Genomic DNA, 19,419 nt, shown 5'->3' with positions numbered 1-19,419 from the left:
GAACACCATGAATAAACACAGAACAATGCTCATCGGTGGTAGCGCCGCCTTCCTCCTGGCTCTGTCGCCCGTCGCGGCTCTTGCTGTGCCAACAACGGACGGAGCCTCGGATGAACCTCAATCCGGTGTTGCCGCAGGCGTTACCGGAGCCCAATCGGGGGTCGCGACAACCCTCGCCGACTCCGACGCCGAGGGCGCGAATGCCCCGTCGGCTCCCGATTCGACCCCGGCGACCGGGGTACCGGGGTCGGCGCCCGTGAACGGCGGGGGAGTCGTCGAACTCGACCTCTACACACTCACCGACGTCCACGGGCACATCGAGCAGGTAACGAAGAAGGGCACCGTAAAAGAGGCCGGGCTTGCAGCGATGAACTGCTACCTCAAGTCCGCTCGTACCAAAAACCCGAATTCGTCGTTCACGCTCCTCGGTGACAACATCGGCGCCTCGCCCTACACGTCCGGGTCTCTCAAGGACAATCCGACGATCGCCGCGCTCAACACCCTCGATCCGCTCGCTTCGACGATCGGTAATCACGAGCTCGACATGGGGCAGGCCGTCTTCAAGCAACGCGTCGACGGCTCGAATACCGCAGAGTTTGTGCAGGCGAGCTTCCCCTACCTCGGAGCCAATGTCCGGGGAATGGGCTCGTGGGAAGACGGGGGGATTTCAAAGCCCTACCTCGGTGACTACAAGGTGTGGGCCTCGCCCTCGGGCGTCAAAGTCGCCTTCATCGGCGCCATCGCCCAGGATGTCCCCTACAAGTTGAGTCCGGGAACGACCGCGGGGCTCGTCTTTGACGACCCGATCGCCAGGATCGACGAACTGGCCGCGCAGATCAAGCAGTCCGGCGAGGCCCAGGTGGTCATCGCCATGCTCGACGATGATGTGAAGAACAACTATCCGCTGGTCGGGAAAAATGTCGATGGCATCATGGGCGGGGATACCCACGTGCCCTACGAGTTCGACAAGGTTGACTCAGCCGAGAAGCTTGACTCGAAGAACCCGCTGCTCGCTGGCGTTGCGTCGGGCTCGTACACCGACAATCTTGGACTCATCCGCATCTCGTACGACATGACAGCAGGAGCCGTCGTCAAGGCGGACACCCAGCTCGTGCCTGCGGCGAAGGTCGCCGAGTGCGGCGAGGCTCCCGAGACCAAGGCCATCGTGGACAAGGCGGTCGCGGATTCGAAGGAAGCTGGCAAGCGGGTCGTCGGTACCGGTTATACGGAGGCGTTCCGACGGGGCGTCTTCACGACCCCGGGCGGACAGACCGATCCTGGATCCAACCGTGGTATCGAGTCGAGCCTCGGGGACTTCGTAGCCGACGCGATGCGCGAGACGATCACGACGAAGGAGGGGCGTCCCGTCGATATCGGTATCATCAACGCGGGTGGTCTGCGTGAGGACCTCGTCCCAAATGATGACGGCACCATCACCTACGCCCAGTCGTACGCGGTCATGCCCTTCTCGAACGAGCTCGGATATGTGTCCATTACCGGCGCTGACTTCAAGCTCGCCCTCGAACAGCAGTGGAAGACCAATCTCAACTCCCAGAATTCCCGCCCGCTGCTCAAGCTCGGGCTCTCCGAGAATGTTCGGTACACGTACGACCCGGAGCGTCCCTTCGGCGAACGCATCACCTCGGTTACCGTTGACGGTCAGCCACTGGACGAGGCGAAGACCTACACCGTCGGGTCCGTCACCTTCCTGCTCGCCGGAGGCGATTCCTTCGACGCGCTGACCAAGGGCGGGCCGTTCGTTAACAGCGGAAACCTCGACCGCGACAAGTTCAATGAGTTCCTTACCGCTCATTCGGGAGCTACGCCCCGATCGCTCAAGTCCGCGATTGGCGTCACGCTGCCCAAGGACCCCGTCAAGGACGGTGCCTCATTCACCGTCGGCCTGAGGGGGCTCTCCTTCTCGGAGGGGCCGTCAAAGACCACGGGCGTTCGAGTCGCGGCGGGCGGTGAGGTTGCTGCGGCCACTGTCGACAACTCCCTCGTCGAGGACCACGCCTCTGACGAATCCTCGGTGATCACAACCGACGGAGCCGGACGGGCGACCGTCTCGGTCACCGCTGTCGGGGCATGTGAGGGGAAGGCGGCTGGTGAGGTCGTATCGACGCCTGTGACGATCGATACCGACTTCGGCCGCGTCGTCGAGGCCTCCGCCGGTCTGAGCGTTAACGTCGCTTGCGCTGGGCCCGGCTCGATTCCTTCGGGCGACGGAGGCGCTGCGTCGTCTGCGTCCACTACCGGAACCTCGTCGGGGAAGACGGGGAAGAGCGGTCTCGCGCGAACCGGCTTCGATGGCGGATCTGGCCTCGTGCTCGCGGGACTCTTCCTCGGTGCGGGCGCCGTCGCTCTCACGACGAAGCGACGCTGATCCCCCGGCCCCGGACGCGGTTCTCACCCGCCGCGTTCCGGGGCTGACCCTGCCCGCGTTCCGCCGAGAGGCGGTTCGAACCGGGACGAAAGTCGCGACTGTCGACGCGTGCGAACGCTCACGCCTGAGAGGATGGGTGCCCCGTGTCGGGCAATTCATGTTGCGAAAAGATAACGGTGGCAGTCGTGACCTCCCGTCCTTGCTACAGTTGTCAACCCCCGACATCGCAGGATGTCAGTGTTCGACGACGAGCGCCGGATGAGGGGGTGGCCTCACCCCCTCATCCGATCCTCGGTTCCGGCCTCGTTGTCCTCGAAAACTAAGGAAGAATGCATGCCCTGGTGGGAAATCATCGGTTGGACCGGCTCGGCGCTCGTCGTCATCTCGCTCATCGTCCCTTCGATCAGGCGTTTCAGAACGCTCAATCTCGCCGGATCGCTCATCGCGACCGTGTACAACGTCGTCTTCGGGATCTGGCCCTACGCGGCGATGAACGCTGTCATCGCAATCATCGACGCCTATTGGCTCTACCGTCTGCGCAGCGGGGGGCGTGAATACCGTTTCGTGCCGGCCGAGGCGGATTCTCCCCTCGTCCGCGATTTCCTCGAGGTTCACGCCGCGGGCATCGAGGAGGCCTTCCCGGGCTTCTCCCATTCGGATCTCAGCACCGCCGGCGCTCATCTCATGATGTGCGCGGATGAGATCGCGGGAGTGTTCGTCCACGTGAACAACGGCGACGAGGGTCGGGTTCTGCTCGACTACGTCACCGACCGTCACCGTGATCTCACTCCCGGGCGCGCCCTCTATTCCGACGAGGGCGTTCGTCGGGCCGTGCCCGCCGCGCTGCGCCTTGCGCGTAGCGCAACGAGCGATCCGGCCTATTTCGAGCGGATGGGGTTCATCGCCGAGGGCGATGATCTCCTCTTTAGTCTGCACGATTGACCAGGGGACTTGACAGGTCCCGTTCCACTCTCGATAATTTTGTCACACGTCAATTCGGAGTTTTACTAATGTTCCATACGGGATGTCGACGCTCCGCAAGGACAGAGCCGAAGAAGGCTCAAGCAACAGCGCTGTTCATCGCCGAACAGCCCAACTGGAGGAAACCCATGAACACCTTCTCGAAGTACCTGGCAGTCGCGGGAGTCGCCGCGCTCGCCCTAGCCGGCTGCACGTCCGGCGCCAAGCCCGCCGCCGAATCTGGCGCCACCGCCAGCGAAGGCTCCTCTTTCAAGGCCTGCGCCGTTTCCGACGCTGGTGGCTGGGACGATAAGTCCTTCAACGAATCCGCCTACAACGGCCTGACCGCCGCCAAGGAGAAGCTCGGCATCTCGGTCAACACCGCCGAATCCTCCTCCGACGCGGACTTCGTCCCGAACGTCGAGGCCATGGTCGACGACGGCTGCAACCTCATCATCGGCGTCGGCTTTAAGATTGAAAAGGCTCTCCACGCCTCCGCCGATCAGAATGCGGATCTCCACTACGCCCTCGTCGACTCCTCCTTCTCGGACGCGGACTTCAACACCGTTGTCCTCGAGAACGGCCGTCCGCTCCTCTTCAACACCGCTGAGGCCGCCTACCTCGCCGGCTACGTGGCCGCAGGCATGACCCAGACCGGCAAGGTCGCCACCTTCGGTGGCATCCAGATCCCCTCGGTCACCATCTTCATGGACGGCTTCGCCGACGGCGTCGCCGCCTACAACAAGGCGAAGGGCACGAACGTCCAGCTCCTCGGCTGGGACAAGGCCGCTCAGAACGGCTCCTTCACCCAGTCCTTCGACGACCAGGCTCTCGGCAAGCAGCAGGCTCAGCAGTTCATCGACCAGGGCGCCGACATCATCATGCCGGTCGCCGGCCCGGTCGGCCTCGGCGCTGCCGCAGCTGCCAAGGAGCACGGCTCGACCTACATCATCGGCGTCGACTCCGACTGGTTCCTCACCAGCCCCGACTACTCCTCGATCATCCTTACCTCGGTGATGAAGGAGATCGGCGCCTCCGTCGAGCAGGCGATCACCGACTCCGTTGAGGGCAAGTTCACCTCCGACCCCTACGTCGGCACCCTTGAGAACGGTGGCGTCTCCATCGCTCCCTTCCACGACTTCGACTCCAAGGTCTCCCAGGAGCTCAAGGATGACATCGTGAAGCTCACCGACCAGATCAAGAGTGGCGAGCTCAAGGTCGAGTCGGAGAACTCCCCGAAGTAATCGGCCTCGAGGGCGTGGCGGGGCACCCCGCCACGCCCTCGTCGTCTCAAAAACCCGCTTACCGACACTCGAAGAAGAGCCAAAGGCAGGTTCTCAGTGAAACTGGAACTCAGGGGGATTACGAAGCGCTTCGGGCCCCTGGTCGCGAACGACCACATTGACCTCACCATCGAGGAAGGACGGATTCACGCCCTCCTCGGAGAGAACGGCGCCGGAAAATCGACGCTCATGAACGTCCTCTACGGACTCCACCAGCCCGACGAGGGGCAGATCCTCATCGACGGGGCGCCCGTCGTCTTCAAGGGGCCCGGCGACGCGGTCGCCGCCGGGATCGGCATGGTGCACCAGCACTTCATGCTTATCCCCGTCTTCACCGTTGCCGAATCGATCGCCCTCGGCGATGAGCCGGTCGGCAAGGCCGGGCTCATCGATCTGGCGAAGGCTCGCGCCCTCGTGAATGAGGTCTCCGCCCGCTTCGGATTCGACCTCGACCCTGACGCGAAGATCGAAGACCTCCCCGTCGGAGCCCAGCAGCGCGTGGAGATCGTCAAAGCCCTCTCCCGCGAGGCGAAGGTCCTCATCCTCGACGAGCCGACCGCCGTCCTCACCCCGCAGGAGACCGACGAGCTCATGGCCATCATGCGCCAGCTCGCCGACTCGGGAACCTCCATCGTCTTCATCACCCACAAGCTCCGCGAGGTTCGCGCCGTCTCCGACGACATCACCGTCATCCGCCGTGGCGCCGTCGTCGGCACCGCCTCGCCCGACGAGTCCGAGAACGAACTCGCCAACAAGATGGTCGGTCGTGCGATCATGCTCAAAGTCGAGAAGGAAGAGGCCAAGCCGGCAGGCGGAGGTCTAAGCTTCGACAAGGTTTCGCTCCTGGGCTCCGCCGGCAACACAATCCTCGATCACGTCAGTCTCGACGTCGAACGGGGCGAGGTCGTCGCCGTCGCCGGCGTTCAGGGCAACGGCCAGACCGAGCTTGCCGAGGCCATCCTCGGCCTCGTCAACCCCGACTCGGGCTCGATCACTCTCGAAGGTGTCGACATCACCCACGCCGGGCCACGCAAGTCGCTCGATGCGGGCATCGGCTTTATCCCCGAGGACCGCTCCACCGACGGCATCATCGCCGGCTTCTCCATCTCGGAGAACCTCATCCTTGATCAGTTCGACAAGGCGCCCTTCGCGGCCGGCCCGGCTCTTAGGCTCGGCGTCATCGAGAAGAATGCGAAGGCTCTCGAAGCGGAGTACGACATCCGTCTGACCTCCATCGAGGACCCGATCTCCTCCCTCTCCGGTGGCAACCAGCAGAAGGTCGTCGTTGCCCGTGAGCTCTCGAAGGATCTCAACCTCCTCGTCGCGAACCAACCGACCCGTGGCGTCGACGTCGGCTCCATTGAGTTCATCCACAAGCAGATCGTCTCCGTGCGCGACCAGGGGACGCCCGTTCTGCTCATCTCCTCCGAGCTTGACGAGGTCGTGGCGCTCGCTGATCGCATCGCGGTCATGTACCGCGGGCGGATCATGGGCGTCGTCGCCCCCGATACCCCGCGTGAGGTCCTCGGCCTCATGATGGCGGGCGTGCCCCTTGAAGAGGCCCTCGCCTCCCAGTCCGATTCCACCCAGGAGGAGGCACGATGACGAAGAAACCTCAATCCAAGGGCGGCCTCGTCGCCCGGCACATCCTCGGATCGAAATGGTTCGTCTCGATCCTCGCAGTCCTCATCGCCTTCGCGGTCGGCGCGATCCTCATCGTCATGGCTGGCGCCTCGGTGACCGACGCCTACTACGCGATGTTCCGCGGCGCTATTTTCGACCCGGAGGCCAATAGCTTCGTCCGACAGATCAAGCCGATCACGAACACCCTGCTCTACGCGACCCCGCTCATTATCGGTGGCCTCGGCCTCGCCTTCGGCTTCCGCGCGGGACTGTTCAACATCGGCGGCAAAGGCCAGGTCATCTTCGGCGCGCTCGCTGCCGTCTGGGTCGGCTTCAACCTCCACCTGCCACCGGTCCTGCACACCGTCGTCGCCCTCCTCGTCGCGGTCGTCGCGGGAGCGCTGTATGCGGGGATCGCGGGCTTGCTCAAGGCCCGCACCGGAGCCAATGAGGTTATCGTCACGATCATGCTCAACTCAATCGCGGCTCTCACCCTCGGCTACGTGCTCGCGCAGAAGTCCTGGCAGGTTCCCGGCTCGAACCAGCCGCAGACCCCCGATGTCGCCGACACGGCGGCCTTCCTCCCGATCCTTCCCTCGCCCTTCAAGCTCCACGCGGGCATCATCGTCGCCTTCCTGGCTGTCGTCGTGTTCTGGTGGATCTTGGATCGCTCGACCCTCGGCTTCCAGGTGCGCGCCGTCGGTGCCAACCCCGCGGCCGCCCGCACCGCTGGCATCTCCGTCGAGAAGATCACCACGATTACGATGATGATTTCCGGTGCCTTCATGGGTCTTGTCGGCGCGAACGAAGCCCTCGGAACCGTCGGGTATGTCTCGCGTGATGTCGCGGGATCGCTCGGCTTCGATGCGATCACCGTCGCCCTGCTCGGACGCAACAAGCCCCTTGGAACCATGTTCGCCGGTCTTCTCTTCGGCGCGTTCAAGGCCGGTGGTTACACCATGCAGCCTAAGGGCGTTCCGATCGACATGATCCTCATCCTCCAGTCGGTCATCGTTCTGCTCATCGCTGCCCCCGCTCTCGTGCGCTGGCTCTTCCGCCTGCCCAAGGAGTCCGAGAAGTCGCTGCGCGCCGAGCTCGCCACCCTTGGCATCGACGATGAGGCTCCCGCCCTCGTCACCCCGGCGACCTCGAAGGTGGCCGAGACCGCCGTCGACGCCACGGCCACCGATGCGGAAGGAGAATCGCGATGACCACCACCCGAACTCAGGCCGACGTCATGGACGACGTCCAGGTGAAGCGCTCCTGGAAACTGCCGATCGTCTACACCCTCGCGACGCTCCTGCTCGCCTTCTTTTCCTTCACGGCGAAGGGCGAGGTCACGATCCGCCTCACCGACAAGGCGCAGGCTTTCGAGATCCCCGATATCGTCCTTGGTGGCGCGGGCATCCTCTGGGTGCTACTCGCCCTCGTCGCGCTCGTCGCCGTTTGGTCGATCGTCACGACTTCGATGCGGGTCAAGAATCCGCGCTGGCTCGACATCCTCGGGATGGCCCTTGCCGGTATCGGCACGATTCTCGCGTTCCTCGTGTACGCGGGCTCGGGCTCGGCGGGCGTCGTCACCCTTACCTCGACCCTCGTGTCGACGGTGGCGATCTCGACGCCGCTCATCTTCGGCGCCCTCTCGGGCGTCGTGTCCGAGCACGTTGGCGTCGTCAACATCGCGATTGAGGGTGACCTGCTCGTCGGCGCATTCGCGGGCGTCATGGCGGCCTCCTTCTTCCAGACCCCCTACGCGGGTCTTGTCGCGGCCCCCCTCGCAGGGGCGCTCCTCGGCAGCCTGCTCGCTCTGTTCTCCGTCCGCTACGGAGTGGATCAGATCATCGTCGGTGTTGTGCTCAACGTGCTCGCCCTGGGTCTGACCACCTTCTTCTACGGAACGCTCATGAAGGTCTCGCCCGAGACTCTCAACACGAACAGGTTCTCCCTGCCTTCGTTGAAGATCCCCTTCCTCGCGGAGATCCCGATCATCGGCCCGATGTTGTTCAACCAGACGGTGCTCGTGTACCTCATGTACGCGACCGTCGTCTTCCTCGCGGTCTTCCTCTACCGCTCGCGCTGGGGTCTGCGCCTGCGCGCCTGCGGTGAGCACCCGAAGGCCGCCGACACCGTCGGCATCAACGTCAACCGTACGCGTTCGCGTAACACGATCCTCGCCTCGGCTTTCGCGGGCCTCGGTGGCGCGTTCTTCACGATCGGCTCCGGCCTGGCCTTCACGGACAATATCTCCGCGGGCAATGGCTACATCGCCCTCGCGGCGATGATCCTCGGCAAGTGGCATCCGATCGGAGCCATGTCAGCGGCCGTCATGTTCGGCTTCGCCCAGGCCGTCGCGAGGATGCTGCCGAACGTGGCACCCGCGATCCCCTCCGACCTCGTGTCGATGATCCCCTACGTCGTGACGATCATCGCGGTCGCCGGGTTCGTCGGGAAGTCGAAGGCCCCCGCGGCTGAGAACATCCCCTACGTGAAGTGAAGGACAGATCATGGTGGACACTGTCGATGAGGTGATCTGGGATCGCCTGCGCGTCGCGGCGATTGAGGCGATGAAGCGAGCCTACTGCCCCTACTCCGGATACCCCGTGGGTGCGGCGGGCCTCGCCGAGGACGGGAGCATCGTCGTCGGCTCGAACGTCGAGAACGCCGCCTACGGGTGCGGGCACTGCGCGGAGACCTCAATGGTCTCCGAGCTCATCCGCACGGGTGCGGGTCGCCTCCTCGCAGTCGCCTGCGTGAATGGGAACTCCGAATCGGTGGTCCCCTGCGGACGTTGCCGACAGGTGATCTTCGAGCATGGCGGTCCGACTTGCCTCGTCCTCATGCCGACCGGCGTCATGCCGATGAGCGAAGTTCTCCCCCAGGCATTTGGCCCCAGCGACCTTGATGAGGTCGCCACCTCCACCCCGCGCAAGGATTGAGGGCTCGGTTGGCTCCGGCGTCTCCGGAGCCGACCGCCCTCGTCCCTCGTACAGCTTCGGGCGCTCCCGACAGCGCCCGCAGGAAGGAAAGAGAAGATGGAAGTTTTCGACGTCGTCGATGTTATCCGTACCAAGCGGGACGGAGGCGTTCTCAGCGGCGAGCAGATCGACTGGACGATCGACGCCTACACCCGTGGCGCCGTCAAGGACGAGCAGATGGCCGCCCTCGCGATGGCGGTCTTCCTACGCGGGATGAACCGCGAGGAGATCGCGCGCTGGACGAAGGCCATGATCGCTTCCGGAGAGCGCATGGACTTTGGTCGCATCGTGCGCCCGACCGCTGACAAGCACTCGACCGGGGGAGTGGGGGACAAGATCACCTTGCCACTCGCGCCCCTCGTCGCCGTGTTCGACGTGGCCGTCCCGCAGCTGTCGGGTCGTGGCCTCGGGCACACGGGCGGAACCCTGGACAAGCTCGAGTCGATCCCGGGCTGGCGGGCCGCCATGACGAATGAGGAGATCTACCGCGAGCTCGGCGAGGGCTGTGGCGCGGTGATCTGCGCCGCCGGAGCGGGTCTGGCACCCGCCGACAAGAAGCTCTACGCACTACGCGACATCACTTCGACCGTCGATTGTATCCCGCTCATTGCGTCCTCGATCATGTCGAAGAAGATCGCTGAAGGCACGGGTTCGCTCGTCCTTGACGTCAAGGTCGGCTCGGGGGCCTTCATGAAGGATCTCGAGCAGGCGCGTGAACTCGCCCGGACGATGGTCGACCTCGGTACCGATGCTGGAGTGAAGACCTTCGCCTACCTCACCGACATGTCGACCCCGCTCGGCCTCAAGATCGGCAACGCCCTCGAGGTGGAGGAGTCCGTCGAGGTTCTCGCCGGTGGTGGCCCCGCGGATGTCGTCGAGCTCACCTGCGCGCTCGCACGCAAGATGCTTGAGATGTCGGGCAAGTCCGATGTCGATGTCGAGGCGGCCCTCAAGGACGGTCGCGCGATGGATCGCTGGCGCGAGATGATCCGTGCTCAAGGTGGTGATCCCGATGCGGAGCTGCCGACCTCTGCGGAGAAGCACGTCGTCTACGCGGAGTCTGACGGTGTCCTCGAGACGCTCGACGCGCTGGCCGTGGGCGTCGCCTCTTGGCGCCTGGGCGCCGGACGCGCCGTGAAGGAAGATCCGGTTCAGGCGGGCGCGGGCATCGAGATCCATGCGAAGCCCGGTGCGACCGTGAAGAAGGGCCAGCCCCTGCTCACCCTCCACACCGATGACGAATGGCGCATCGCCCGTGCTCTGGAATCTCTCGAGGGCGGCGTCGTGATCGGGTCGGCCGTCCCCGAGGCCCGTTCGGTGATCCTCGGAGAGGTCCAGTAGGGCGCGGTGCGGCCGACGCGCGCTCGCACGTAGCCCTGCGGATGTCCGCGATCGTGCGGATGCCCGCGACCGTGCGCACCGGGGCGCGGATCACGACACGGAAGGAGGAGGAGTGGATAAGAGGGACGAACAGGTGATTGACGCCGTCCGGCTCTATTTCGAGCGTGGCCTGAGCCAGGCCGAAGTCGCGGCCAAGATGGGCATTTCACGTCCGACCGTCGCCAAGCTCCTGCTACGTGGGAAAGAGGCCGGGTTCGTCACCGTGGAGATCCACGATCCTCGAGAGACCTCGTCGGTGTTGGGCGAGCAGCTCGCTGAGCAATTCGGCTTGGTCGAAGCGCGGGTCGTCCATGGTTCCGGTGCATCCGAGCGCGAGATCCTCGACGATCTCGGGCGCGTCGGTGCGGGCCTTGTCGAGTCCCTCGTCAAGGACGGCATGAGTGTCGGTGTCTCCTGGGGGCGGACGATGAACGCAATCGCGTCGCGTTTGCGCCACACGCTGAGGCGCGATGTCGAGATCGTACAGCTCAAGGGCGGGATCTCGCATTCCTCGGAGGTGACCGATGATTTCGAGGTCATGAGGGCCTTCTGCGAGGCCTTTAATGCGATTCCGCGCTACTTGCCCCTGCCGGTGATCTTCGAGGATGTCCGCACCTTGGAGATCGTGCGCTCGGACCCATATATCGCGGCGATCCTCGAGGCGGGCAGACAGACGGACCTCGTAGTCTTCACGGTCGGGGACGTCGCCGCCGAGAGCCTTGCGATCAGCCATTCTCGCCTCAAGGGATCCGAGGCTACTGAGTTGCTCGCGAAGGCGGTGGGGGATGCGTGTTCGCGCTTCTTCACCGCCGAGGGCGAGATCGCGGTGCCGGGAATTGATGAGAGGACTGTAGGCATTTCCTTGAAGGATCTTGCCTCGCGTCCGATCCGCGTGCTCGTCGCGGGCGGTCCGAAGAAGGCTGTGGCTTTTGCGACGGCTCTGCGGATGGGCTTGGCGACGCATGTCGTGGTCGATCAGGATCTCGCGAGGGTGCTTCTCGCCGAATCCGCTCGCGCTTGAGCCCCGCCCTCGTCGCGAACAAATGTAAAAGTAAAGCTTGACTCTTTGGAATACCTCTGATTAGTCTGATCGGACCCCGGCGCAAGGACGCCCGGCGAATGGTTTCGCCGTCGCGGGTCCACGAAGGAGAAAAAATGAAGGCAACGCCACATATTGACCCCCAGGCTCCGATCGCTGAGACGATCCTGCTGCCCGGCGACCCACTCCGCGCGAAGTTCATTGCCGAGACCTACCTCGAGGACGCGGTCCAGTTCAACTCCGTGCGCAACATGCTCGGATTCACCGGCACCTACCAGGGCACCCCGGTCTCCGTCATGGGCTCGGGCATGGGCATCCCCTCGATCTCCCTTTACTCCTGGGAGCTCATCCACGTCTTCGGATGTAAGAAGCTCATCCGCATCGGCTCCTGCGGCGCGATGCAGCCCGGCGTCAACCTCTACGATGTCGTCATCGGACAGGCCGCCTGCTCCAACTCGGCGTTCATGGACCAGTACGACCTGCCGGGCACCTACGCGCCGATCGCCTCCTTCCGCCTGATTGAGGCCGTGCGCCGTCGCGCCGAGGAGAACGGCGTCACCACCCACGTCGGCAACATTTTGTCCTCGGACACCTTCTACAACGCCGATGAGACCTTTAACGAACGCTGGCAGAGGATGGGGATCCTCGCCGTCGAAATGGAATCCGCGGGCCTGTACGCCACCGCCGCACACGCCGGCGTCGAAGCACTCGGCATGTTCACCGTCTCGGACTCGCTCGTCACGGGCGAAGCCACAACCGCAAAGGAACGCGAGACCGCGTTCACCCAGATGATGGAACTCGCGCTGCCCCTGGCGCAGATCTGAGGAAGGCACCACCATGAAGAAGACCGAAGTCGCCCAGATGATCGACCACACCCTCCTCAAGCCCGAAGCGACCGTCGCCGATGTCGCGGCCCTCGTCGCCCAGGGCGCCGAGCTCGGCACCTACTCGGTGTGTGTCTCACCCTCCATGCTGCCCCTCGAGACCCCTGAAGGTCTCATGGTTGCTTGCGTCGCAGGCTTCCCATCGGGCGCAGTCAAGCCTGAGATCAAGGCCGCCGAGGCCGCTCGCGCCGTTGAGGACGGCGCCGACGAAGTTGATATGGTCATCAACATCGCCCTCGTGAAAGAAGGCCGTGAGGCCGAGCTCGAAGCAGAGATTCGCGCCGTGCGCGACGCCGTTCCCGCTCCGCGCGTCCTCAAGGTCATCATTGAGTCCGCGGCCCTGACCGATGAGGAGATCGTCATGGCCTGCCGCGCCTCCGAGAACGCGGGGGCCGACTTTGTGAAGACCTCCACCGGCTTCCACCCTGCCGGTGGCGCCTCGGTGCACGCCGTTAAGCTCATGCGCGAAACGGTCGGCGACCGCCTCGGCGTCAAGGCCTCGGGCGGAATCCGCGATGCCGCGACCGCGCTCGCCATGATTGAGGCCGGAGCCTCGCGCCTCGGCGTATCGGCGACGGTCGCGATCCTTGAGGGCATTGAGGAGTGAGACGATGAACGATCAGCTTCTTGCGACGGCTCGCGAATGGGCCACTCATGATCCGGACGGTCAGACCTCTTCGGCGCTCCTCGCCTCCGTCGAGGCTGCTTCGGCGGGTGACGAGGGTGCCCTGGCCGAACTGCGGGCCGCGATGAACGGGCCCCTCGAGTTCGGCACCGCGGGTCTGCGTGGCGAGATCGGCCCGGGTGAATCCCGGATGAACCTCGCCGTCGTTATCCGTGCGACCGCGGGCCTCGCCGCCTACCTCAAGACGCAAACCGAGCGCGAACCTCGCGTCGTCATCGGTTGCGACGCCCGGCACGGCTCCGTCGATTTCGCCCGTGCGGCCGCGCGCGTCGTGTCGGCGGCGGGCTGTCGGGCCCTGGCCCTCCCCGTCTCGCACCCGACCCCGCTCACCTCCTTTGCGGTGCGCGCCCTTGACGCCGACGCGGGCATCATGATCACCGCTTCGCATAACCCCGCTAAGGACAATGGCTACAAGGTCTACCTCGGCGGAAGCGTCGTCACCGACGCCGGTCAGGGCGCCCAGATCGTGCCCCCGCATGACGCGGGCATCGCCGCTGCCATCGCGGCAGCCGCCCCGGCTGACGAGGTTCCCCAGGATGAGGAGCGCATTGAGCAGGTCGATCCGCGCGACGACTACGTCGCAGCCGCAGCGGCTCTAGCCACTGGCGAGCATCGGGGAGACCTCAAGATCACCCTGACTGCGATGCACGGCGTCGGCGGAGCACTCACCGAGCGCGTTCTCAAGGAGGCGGGCTTCACCCAGGTGTCGCTCGTCGTCGAGCAGGCGGAGCCCGATCCCGACTTCCCGACCGTCTCCTTCCCGAACCCGGAGGAGCCCGGCGCCCTCGATCTGGCGATGGCGCATGCGCGCGAGCACGGCTCGGACCTCATCATTGCCGTTGATCCCGACGCCGATCGTTGTGCCCTCGCCATCCCGGATGAGGCCTCGGCGAGCGGATGGCGTCAGCTCACCGGCGACGAGACCGGTTCGATCCTCGGCGAGTTCCTGGCCGGGCGGGCTCCGAAGGGCGGGGTCTTCGCCAACTCGATCGTGTCGAGCCGCCAGCTCGAGCGGATCGCCGTGGCGCACGGCCTCGACTACCGCCATACCCTCACGGGATTCAAGTGGATCGCCCGCACCCCGGGCATTGTCTTCGGCTACGAGGAGGCCATCGGCTTCTGCCCCGATCCCGAGCACGCGCGCGACAAGGACGGCATTTCGACCTCGGTCGTCGCCGCCTCTCTGTTCGCCGACCTCAAGGCGCAGGGCCGCACCGGCCAAGACGAGCTCGAGCGCATGGCCCGCGCCTATGGCTGCTACGTGACGATGCCACTCACCTTCCGCGTCGAGAACCTCGGTCTCATCGCCGAGGGCATGGATCGTCTGCGTGAGAACCCGCCGGAGCAGCTCGCGGGCTCGCCGGTCGTCTCCGTCGTCGACATGTCCCAGGGGTGGGACGGTCTGCCGGGCACGAACGCGATCATGGTCACCACTGAGGCGAACGACCGCGTCATTGCCCGTCCGTCCGGCACCGAGCCGAAGCTCAAGTGCTACCTCGAGGTTATCCTCCCCGTTGAGGATGGCGCTCCGGTTCCCTGGTCGCAGGCGCGCGAACGTCTGGAGACGATCAAGGCCGAGTTCGGAGCCGCGATCGGCATCTGAAAGTCCCACCGTGGGCCCGGCCTGTGATGGGCACGGTCGGGCTCACGGTCCTCTGTTGCAGACACCCTTTTTCCACGCCGAAAGCATCACCTTTTGGCGTCGAGGCGATGCGGGGAGGCCCCGGCGCCCGGTTCAGCATGTGCTCACGCTGAACCGGGCGCCGTTTCCTCTTCAGAAGGGCGCTCCGCCCCTCGTGAGTGAGACGCGGCGGGGAAGAGAGACAAAAGAACGTGCGTCCGAGGCGCAGTGAGAGGACGAGGGAGCAGTGAGAGGATGGGGAAGCCCTGAGAGGACGAGGCATGAGACGCTGGCCTGCCCGGGGTGGGGGCCGAGACGCCGAGGGGCTGAGCCGTCGGTTTGCCGAGGACGTGAAGGGCCGAGACGCCGAAGTTCGAGGGTCTTCCACGGCGCGAAGAACGTGGCTCTGCGAGCGACGTTCGCAGAGCCACGCAACGCCCTCACGGCCGAAGACCTAGAGCCCCGGCAGTGAAAGGCTCACAACCCGGGACGCTTGCCGATCGTCAGCGTGACCTCCTGCGTGCCTGCGAAAAAGTCATTGCCCTTGTCGTCGACGATGATGAAGGCCGGGAAGTCTTCGATTTCGATCTTCCACACGGCTTCCATGCCGAGCTCCGGGTATTCAAGAAGTTCGACCTTCTTGATGCAGTTTGCGGCCAGTTCAGCAGCCGGACCACCGATCGAGCCGAGGTAGAAACCGCCGTGCTTCTGGCAGGCGTCGGTGACCTGCTTGGAGCGGTTGCCCTTTGCGACCATAATCATCGATCCGCCGAGCGCCTGGAACTGATCCACGTATGAGTCCATGCGGCCTGCGGTCGTCGGTCCGAAGGAGCCGGACGGCATACCTTCCGGAGTCTTCGCCGGGCCCGCGTAGTAGACGGGGTGCTTGAGCATGTATTCCGGCATCGGCTCGCCGTTTTCGATGCGCTCGCGGATTTTCGCGTGGGCGATATCGCGGGCAACGATCATCGTGCCGTTCAAGGACAGGCGCGTCTTCACCGGGTACTTCGACAGTTCGGCAAGGATTTCGCTCATCGGGCGGTCGAGGTTGATCGACACGGCGCCGGTGTCTTCGCCCAGCTCAGACGGGTCGGTTGCCGGCAGGAAACGGCCGGGGTTGAAGTCGAGTTGCTCCAAGAAGACACCCTCGGGCGTGATCTTTGCCTTTGCCTGGCGGTCAGCCGAGCAGGATACCGCGATGGCGACCGGCAGAGATGCGCCGTGGCGAGGGAGACGAATGACGCGAACGTCGTGGCAGAAGTACTTGCCGCCGAACTGGGCGCCGATGCCCATCTGCTGGGTCAGCTTGAAGACCTCCTCTTCCATCTCGACATCGCGGAAGCCGTGTGCCAGTTCCGAACCGGTGGTCGGTAGCGTATCGAGATAGTGAGCGGACGCGTACTTCGCGGTCTTGAGCGCGTATTCAGCGGAGGTGCCACCGATGACGATCGCCAAGTGGTACGGCGGGCATGCTGCGGTGCCGAGGGAGCGAATCTTTTCTTCCAGGAACTGCATCATGTGTTCCGGATCAAGGATTGCCTTCGTCATCTGGTACAGGTACGACTTGTTCGCGCTACCGCCACCCTTAGCCATGAACAGGAAGTGGTAGTCGAGCTCGTGACCGACCTGCGTGTCCGCATAGAGTTCGATCTGCGCCGGCAGGTTGCAGCCCGTGTTCTTCTCTTCGTACATGGTGATCGGAGCGTTCTGCGAGTAACGCAGATTGAGCTCGGTGTAGGCGTCGTAGACGCCCTTCGCGAGGGGGCGCTCGTCCACGCCTTCGGTGATGACGCGCTGGCCACGTTCGCCCTTGATGATGGCCGTGCCCGTGTCCTGACACATCGGCAGAACGCCTGCGGAGGCAACGTTTGCGTTCTTCAGTAGGTCGAGTGCGACGAAGCGGTCGTTTGCGGATGCTTCCGGGTCTTCGAGGATCTTCGCCAGCTGTTCGAGGTGCGCGGTGCGCAGGTAATACGAGATGTCGTGGTACGCGGTTTTCGCCAGTAGCTCGAGTGCGCTGGGGGCAACCTTGAGGAACTGTGTTCCGTCAGGGCCTTCAACGGTTTCGACGCCTTCGGTGGTGAGCAGACGGTACTCGGTTGTGTCTTCACCCAGTGGCAGCATGTCTTCGTAGAAGAACTCGGTCATTAGGACTCCTTGGAAGGGAATGTGTCAGTAGATCTGGCAGTTTCCGTGCGCTGGATTGCGCCCAGAAAACGCCGTGTTCGTCTTCACGCTATTGCGCGCTTGTTCACCAATTCGGGACCGTTGTCCCGTTTGAAAGCGTCAGATCTTTTGGTGTTTTTCTCGCCTTTTGTTTTTCGCAAGCTGGTGCGAATAATTCGATGACGTGCACTGATGAATTCACGAGGCCGCGCCCACATTCCTAATGTCTTTCCTTGTATGTGGCGCGGATTTGTGGAGCTTAACGGGCTACGTATTTTGCGGATATCTCTACGGTTTGCCTAACCTTTCCTGTCCGATTGGAGGGGTGAAGCGGTGAACAAGCGCGGTAAAAGAGCAGGTGGTGGTGAACAAGCGCGGTGGGGTGGGGTCACGGAGCCAGATTTTGCGAAGGCTGAAGGCGACACTCCGCTGATTGATCCGACGTCGCACGTCGCGATGGTTCACCCTGGAAACAACAACGGTCGTCGTATGTTGCGTCGTGGGTACAACTACCTTGAAGGGGTGGACAAGCTGGGTCGCCTCGAAGCTGGTTTGTTCTTCATTGCTTTCGCCCGTGATCCTTCGACGAACTTCATCCCGATCCTGTCGAAGATGGTGAACGACCAGATGACGGAGTACCTCCAGCACATTGCGACCGGCATGTACTTGATGTTGCCGGGCGTGAAGGAGGGCGACACCTACGTGGGTGAGAAGCTGTTTGCCTGAGCGAAAAGTTTCAATGTGGCGCGGTTGTGTTGTTTTTAACGAGACCGCGCCTCCTTTATTTTCGCTACCTTGCTCGATCGCGCTTGTTCAGCATTTGCCCAGCGCGCTTGTTCAGCGTTTGTCTAGTTTAGGGCCACGCTTGTTCACCGTTTGCTTAGCTTGCGGTCGCGCTTGTTCAGCGAGCGCCTACAAGCAAATCAGGGAGACACCTGATTGAAGCGAGCCCGAATCCTTGGATAGTGTTCGAGTATGTCTAGCTCGGCCTCGTTTACCCCGAAGAACTCTGTCCGCTATCCCGCGCCGGATCTTGCACGCGGCTTCATGCTGATTCTGATCGCGGTCGCAAACGTGCCGTTTTGGCTTTCTTTCTTCCCCGACAATCCCGAATACTCACTGAGCGATCAGTGGTGGGTGTTCATTCGCGGAATGTTCATCGACCACCGCTCGTATCCGCTCTTTTCGATGCTTTTCGGTTTCGGTCTGATGACGATGGTGTTGCGACGCCAGCGTGCATACGTGGAACGTCGAATCGACGAACTTGATGAGAACCTGCCCGGAATGCCTGACCAAGTGCGCGCAACGTGGATCGCAGGATTCGAAAACGAGAGTATCGATGACTCTCGCCGTCTGATCCGTAGGCGCGGCTGGTGGATGCTCCTCTTCGGCTTTGTCCACGCACTCTTCTTCACCGGCGACATTATCGGCGCGTATGCGCTGGTTGCGATTGTTTTCGCAGGACTCATTGCGCGGCGACGCTTCACGATCTTGACCGTGATTGCTCTGGTCGTCCTTGCCATCATGACGCTGAGCCAGCTTGGAGTCGAATCGTTCGTGAACTGGGGCGAGAGCCTGAAGGGGCTTGGGGGCGCAACCAGTACACAAATGACGATTGCTCCAGCCGATGCTCCAGGCAACCTGATGCTCGGCTGGTACTACCCGCTGATCAGCGTATTTGGCTGGGTATTCTCGTCACTCCTTGGGCTGATTATGACGACAGTTCTTCCTGCGACCGTTTTCGGTGCGTGGCTGGCCACCACGGACTATATTTCGCGTCCGGACGTTCACAAGGGGCGCCTGATGCTGGTGGCGTTCCTGGGTCTTGCTCTGGGTGCCCTTGGTGGCCTGTCCTATTCCTTGAAGGCTTCGGGCCTGATGGATTCCTACTTCTTCGGTCAGGACGCTCTTCACGAGATTACTGGTTTGCTTGGAGCTGCAGGTTGGCTGGCCTTGCTCGGGTTGCTTGCCGGTCCTGCACGCGAAAACCTCGGGGGAGTGCGCCACTTCTTTATCGCGGTTGGTAAGCGCTCAATGACCGCATATGTCGGTCAGACTGTTCTTTTCCTTGCCACGTTCATTGCTCTCGGCTTGTCGGGTATTCGAGGAGTTTCCCAGAGCCTCGGGCTTGCTATTGCGCTCGCGGTCTGGACCTTGATGGCGCTATTCTGCTGGATGCTCGAATCGAAGGGATATCGACGAGGCCCACTGGAGGTTCTTCTTCGTCGAGCAGTGGCACGAAGCGCCGGCACTCATCCGGTTCCTCGGATTCCTCGTATGATTCAGCCGGCAGGTATAGACGCAGAAGTGGACACCCCACAATCGGCGGTCAGCCCAATGTCAGCGTATGCGCCACCGGCTGACACTGAGCGTTAAACGCTGACCTTGAAATAGTGTGCCCCCGGGTTTCTACCCCC

Annotated in this window: 15 protein-coding genes; 14 read left to right on the top strand and 1 reads right to left on the bottom strand. The window is 63.4% G+C overall.

Features of this window, described 5'->3' with window-relative positions:
- The first annotated feature begins 7 nt into the window (after positions 1–7).
- The 12 genes from PG731_RS03230 (at position 8) to PG731_RS03175 (ending at position 14,818) form a co-directional block, all read left to right on the top strand.
- A complete protein-coding gene (locus PG731_RS03230; protein WP_270772141.1) occupies positions 8–2,386 on the top strand; it encodes a bifunctional metallophosphatase/5'-nucleotidase in 2,379 nt (792 codons plus the stop codon).
- A 333-nt stretch (positions 2,387–2,719) separates the two neighbouring features.
- On the top strand, positions 2,720–3,328 hold the full coding sequence (locus PG731_RS03225; RefSeq protein ID WP_270772139.1) for a hypothetical protein: 609 nt from the start codon (positions 2,720–2,722) through the stop codon (positions 3,326–3,328).
- A 167-nt stretch (positions 3,329–3,495) separates the two neighbouring features.
- Positions 3,496–4,590, top strand: coding sequence for a BMP family lipoprotein (locus PG731_RS03220; RefSeq protein ID WP_195224838.1), 1,095 nt, complete (start codon positions 3,496–3,498; stop codon positions 4,588–4,590).
- A gap of 96 nt (positions 4,591–4,686) precedes the next feature.
- Positions 4,687–6,234 (top strand): ABC transporter ATP-binding protein, encoded by a 1,548-nt coding sequence (locus PG731_RS03215; RefSeq protein ID WP_270772138.1) that lies wholly within the window; start codon positions 4,687–4,689, stop codon positions 6,232–6,234.
- On the top strand, positions 6,231–7,463 hold the full coding sequence (locus PG731_RS03210) for an ABC transporter permease (RefSeq protein ID WP_270772137.1): 1,233 nt from the start codon (positions 6,231–6,233) through the stop codon (positions 7,461–7,463). The genes PG731_RS03215 and PG731_RS03210 overlap by 4 nt, the downstream gene beginning before the upstream one ends.
- Positions 7,460–8,746: an ABC transporter permease gene (locus tag PG731_RS03205; protein ID WP_195224835.1), complete on the top strand. Its 1,287-nt coding sequence runs from the start codon at positions 7,460–7,462 to the stop codon at positions 8,744–8,746. Before PG731_RS03210 ends, PG731_RS03205 begins: the two co-directional genes overlap by 4 nt.
- Before the next feature lie 10 nt (positions 8,747–8,756).
- A complete protein-coding gene (locus PG731_RS03200; RefSeq protein WP_270772135.1) occupies positions 8,757–9,188 on the top strand; it encodes a cytidine deaminase in 432 nt (143 codons plus the stop codon).
- A 96-nt stretch (positions 9,189–9,284) separates the two neighbouring features.
- On the top strand, positions 9,285–10,568 hold the full coding sequence (locus PG731_RS03195) for a thymidine phosphorylase (protein WP_195224833.1): 1,284 nt from the start codon (positions 9,285–9,287) through the stop codon (positions 10,566–10,568).
- A gap of 112 nt (positions 10,569–10,680) precedes the next feature.
- The gene (locus tag PG731_RS03190) at positions 10,681–11,628 is read left to right on the top strand and encodes a sugar-binding transcriptional regulator (protein WP_270772132.1); all 948 of its coding nucleotides are present in this window, start codon (positions 10,681–10,683) and stop codon (positions 11,626–11,628) included.
- A gap of 134 nt (positions 11,629–11,762) precedes the next feature.
- Positions 11,763–12,470: a purine-nucleoside phosphorylase gene (deoD, locus tag PG731_RS03185; protein WP_101627596.1), complete on the top strand. Its 708-nt coding sequence runs from the start codon at positions 11,763–11,765 to the stop codon at positions 12,468–12,470.
- A 13-nt stretch (positions 12,471–12,483) separates the two neighbouring features.
- Positions 12,484–13,137, top strand: a complete 654-nt coding sequence (deoC, locus tag PG731_RS03180) for a deoxyribose-phosphate aldolase (protein ID WP_195224831.1) — start codon at positions 12,484–12,486, stop codon at positions 13,135–13,137.
- A 4-nt stretch (positions 13,138–13,141) separates the two neighbouring features.
- Positions 13,142–14,818, top strand: a complete 1,677-nt coding sequence (locus tag PG731_RS03175) for a phospho-sugar mutase (protein ID WP_270772130.1) — start codon at positions 13,142–13,144, stop codon at positions 14,816–14,818.
- A 495-nt stretch (positions 14,819–15,313) separates the two neighbouring features.
- Here the strand turns inward: PG731_RS03175 and PG731_RS03170 are convergent, their stop codons facing one another.
- Positions 15,314–16,984: a fumarate hydratase gene (locus tag PG731_RS03170; RefSeq protein WP_270772128.1), complete on the bottom strand. Its 1,671-nt coding sequence runs from the start codon at positions 16,982–16,984 to the stop codon at positions 15,314–15,316.
- Between the two features lie 351 nt (positions 16,985–17,335).
- Between PG731_RS03170 and PG731_RS03165 the strand changes: the two genes are divergently transcribed.
- Together PG731_RS03165 and PG731_RS03160 are read left to right on the top strand one after the other, a co-directional pair.
- Positions 17,336–17,728, top strand: a complete 393-nt coding sequence (locus tag PG731_RS03165; RefSeq protein ID WP_270772127.1) for a Dyp-type peroxidase — start codon at positions 17,336–17,338, stop codon at positions 17,726–17,728.
- 249 nt (positions 17,729–17,977) lie between these two features.
- Positions 17,978–19,378: a DUF418 domain-containing protein gene (locus PG731_RS03160; RefSeq protein ID WP_270772126.1), complete on the top strand. Its 1,401-nt coding sequence runs from the start codon at positions 17,978–17,980 to the stop codon at positions 19,376–19,378.
- Positions 19,379–19,419 lie beyond the last annotated feature (41 nt).

The sequence above is a fragment of the Pauljensenia sp. OF14-1SRA genome (assembly GCF_027694595.1).
Taxonomy (GTDB): domain Bacteria; phylum Actinomycetota; class Actinomycetes; order Actinomycetales; family Actinomycetaceae; genus Pauljensenia; species Pauljensenia turicensis_B.
This window is presented reverse-complemented; position numbering and strand designations above follow the sequence as displayed.

Bases quoted from the DNA above. Each gene is read 5' to 3' on its own strand.
- PG731_RS03230 (WP_270772141.1), top strand. From the start codon at position 8: ATGAATAAACACAGAACAATGCTCATCGGTGGTAGCGCCGCCTTCCTC.
- PG731_RS03225 (WP_270772139.1), top strand. From the start codon at position 2,720: ATGCCCTGGTGGGAAATCATCGGTTGGACCGGCTCGGCGCTCGTCGTC.
- PG731_RS03220 (WP_195224838.1), top strand. From the start codon at position 3,496: ATGAACACCTTCTCGAAGTACCTGGCAGTCGCGGGAGTCGCCGCGCTC.
- PG731_RS03210 (WP_270772137.1), top strand. From the start codon at position 6,231: ATGACGAAGAAACCTCAATCCAAGGGCGGCCTCGTCGCCCGGCACATC.
- PG731_RS03205 (WP_195224835.1), top strand. From the start codon at position 7,460: ATGACCACCACCCGAACTCAGGCCGACGTCATGGACGACGTCCAGGTG.
- PG731_RS03200 (WP_270772135.1), top strand. From the start codon at position 8,757: ATGGTGGACACTGTCGATGAGGTGATCTGGGATCGCCTGCGCGTCGCG.
- PG731_RS03195 (WP_195224833.1), top strand. From the start codon at position 9,285: ATGGAAGTTTTCGACGTCGTCGATGTTATCCGTACCAAGCGGGACGGA.
- deoD (WP_101627596.1), top strand. From the start codon at position 11,763: ATGAAGGCAACGCCACATATTGACCCCCAGGCTCCGATCGCTGAGACG.
- deoC (WP_195224831.1), top strand. From the start codon at position 12,484: ATGAAGAAGACCGAAGTCGCCCAGATGATCGACCACACCCTCCTCAAG.
- PG731_RS03175 (WP_270772130.1), top strand. From the start codon at position 13,142: ATGAACGATCAGCTTCTTGCGACGGCTCGCGAATGGGCCACTCATGAT.
- PG731_RS03170 (WP_270772128.1), bottom strand. From the start codon at position 16,984: ATGACCGAGTTCTTCTACGAAGACATGCTGCCACTGGGTGAAGACACA.
- PG731_RS03160 (WP_270772126.1), top strand. From the start codon at position 17,978: ATGTCTAGCTCGGCCTCGTTTACCCCGAAGAACTCTGTCCGCTATCCC.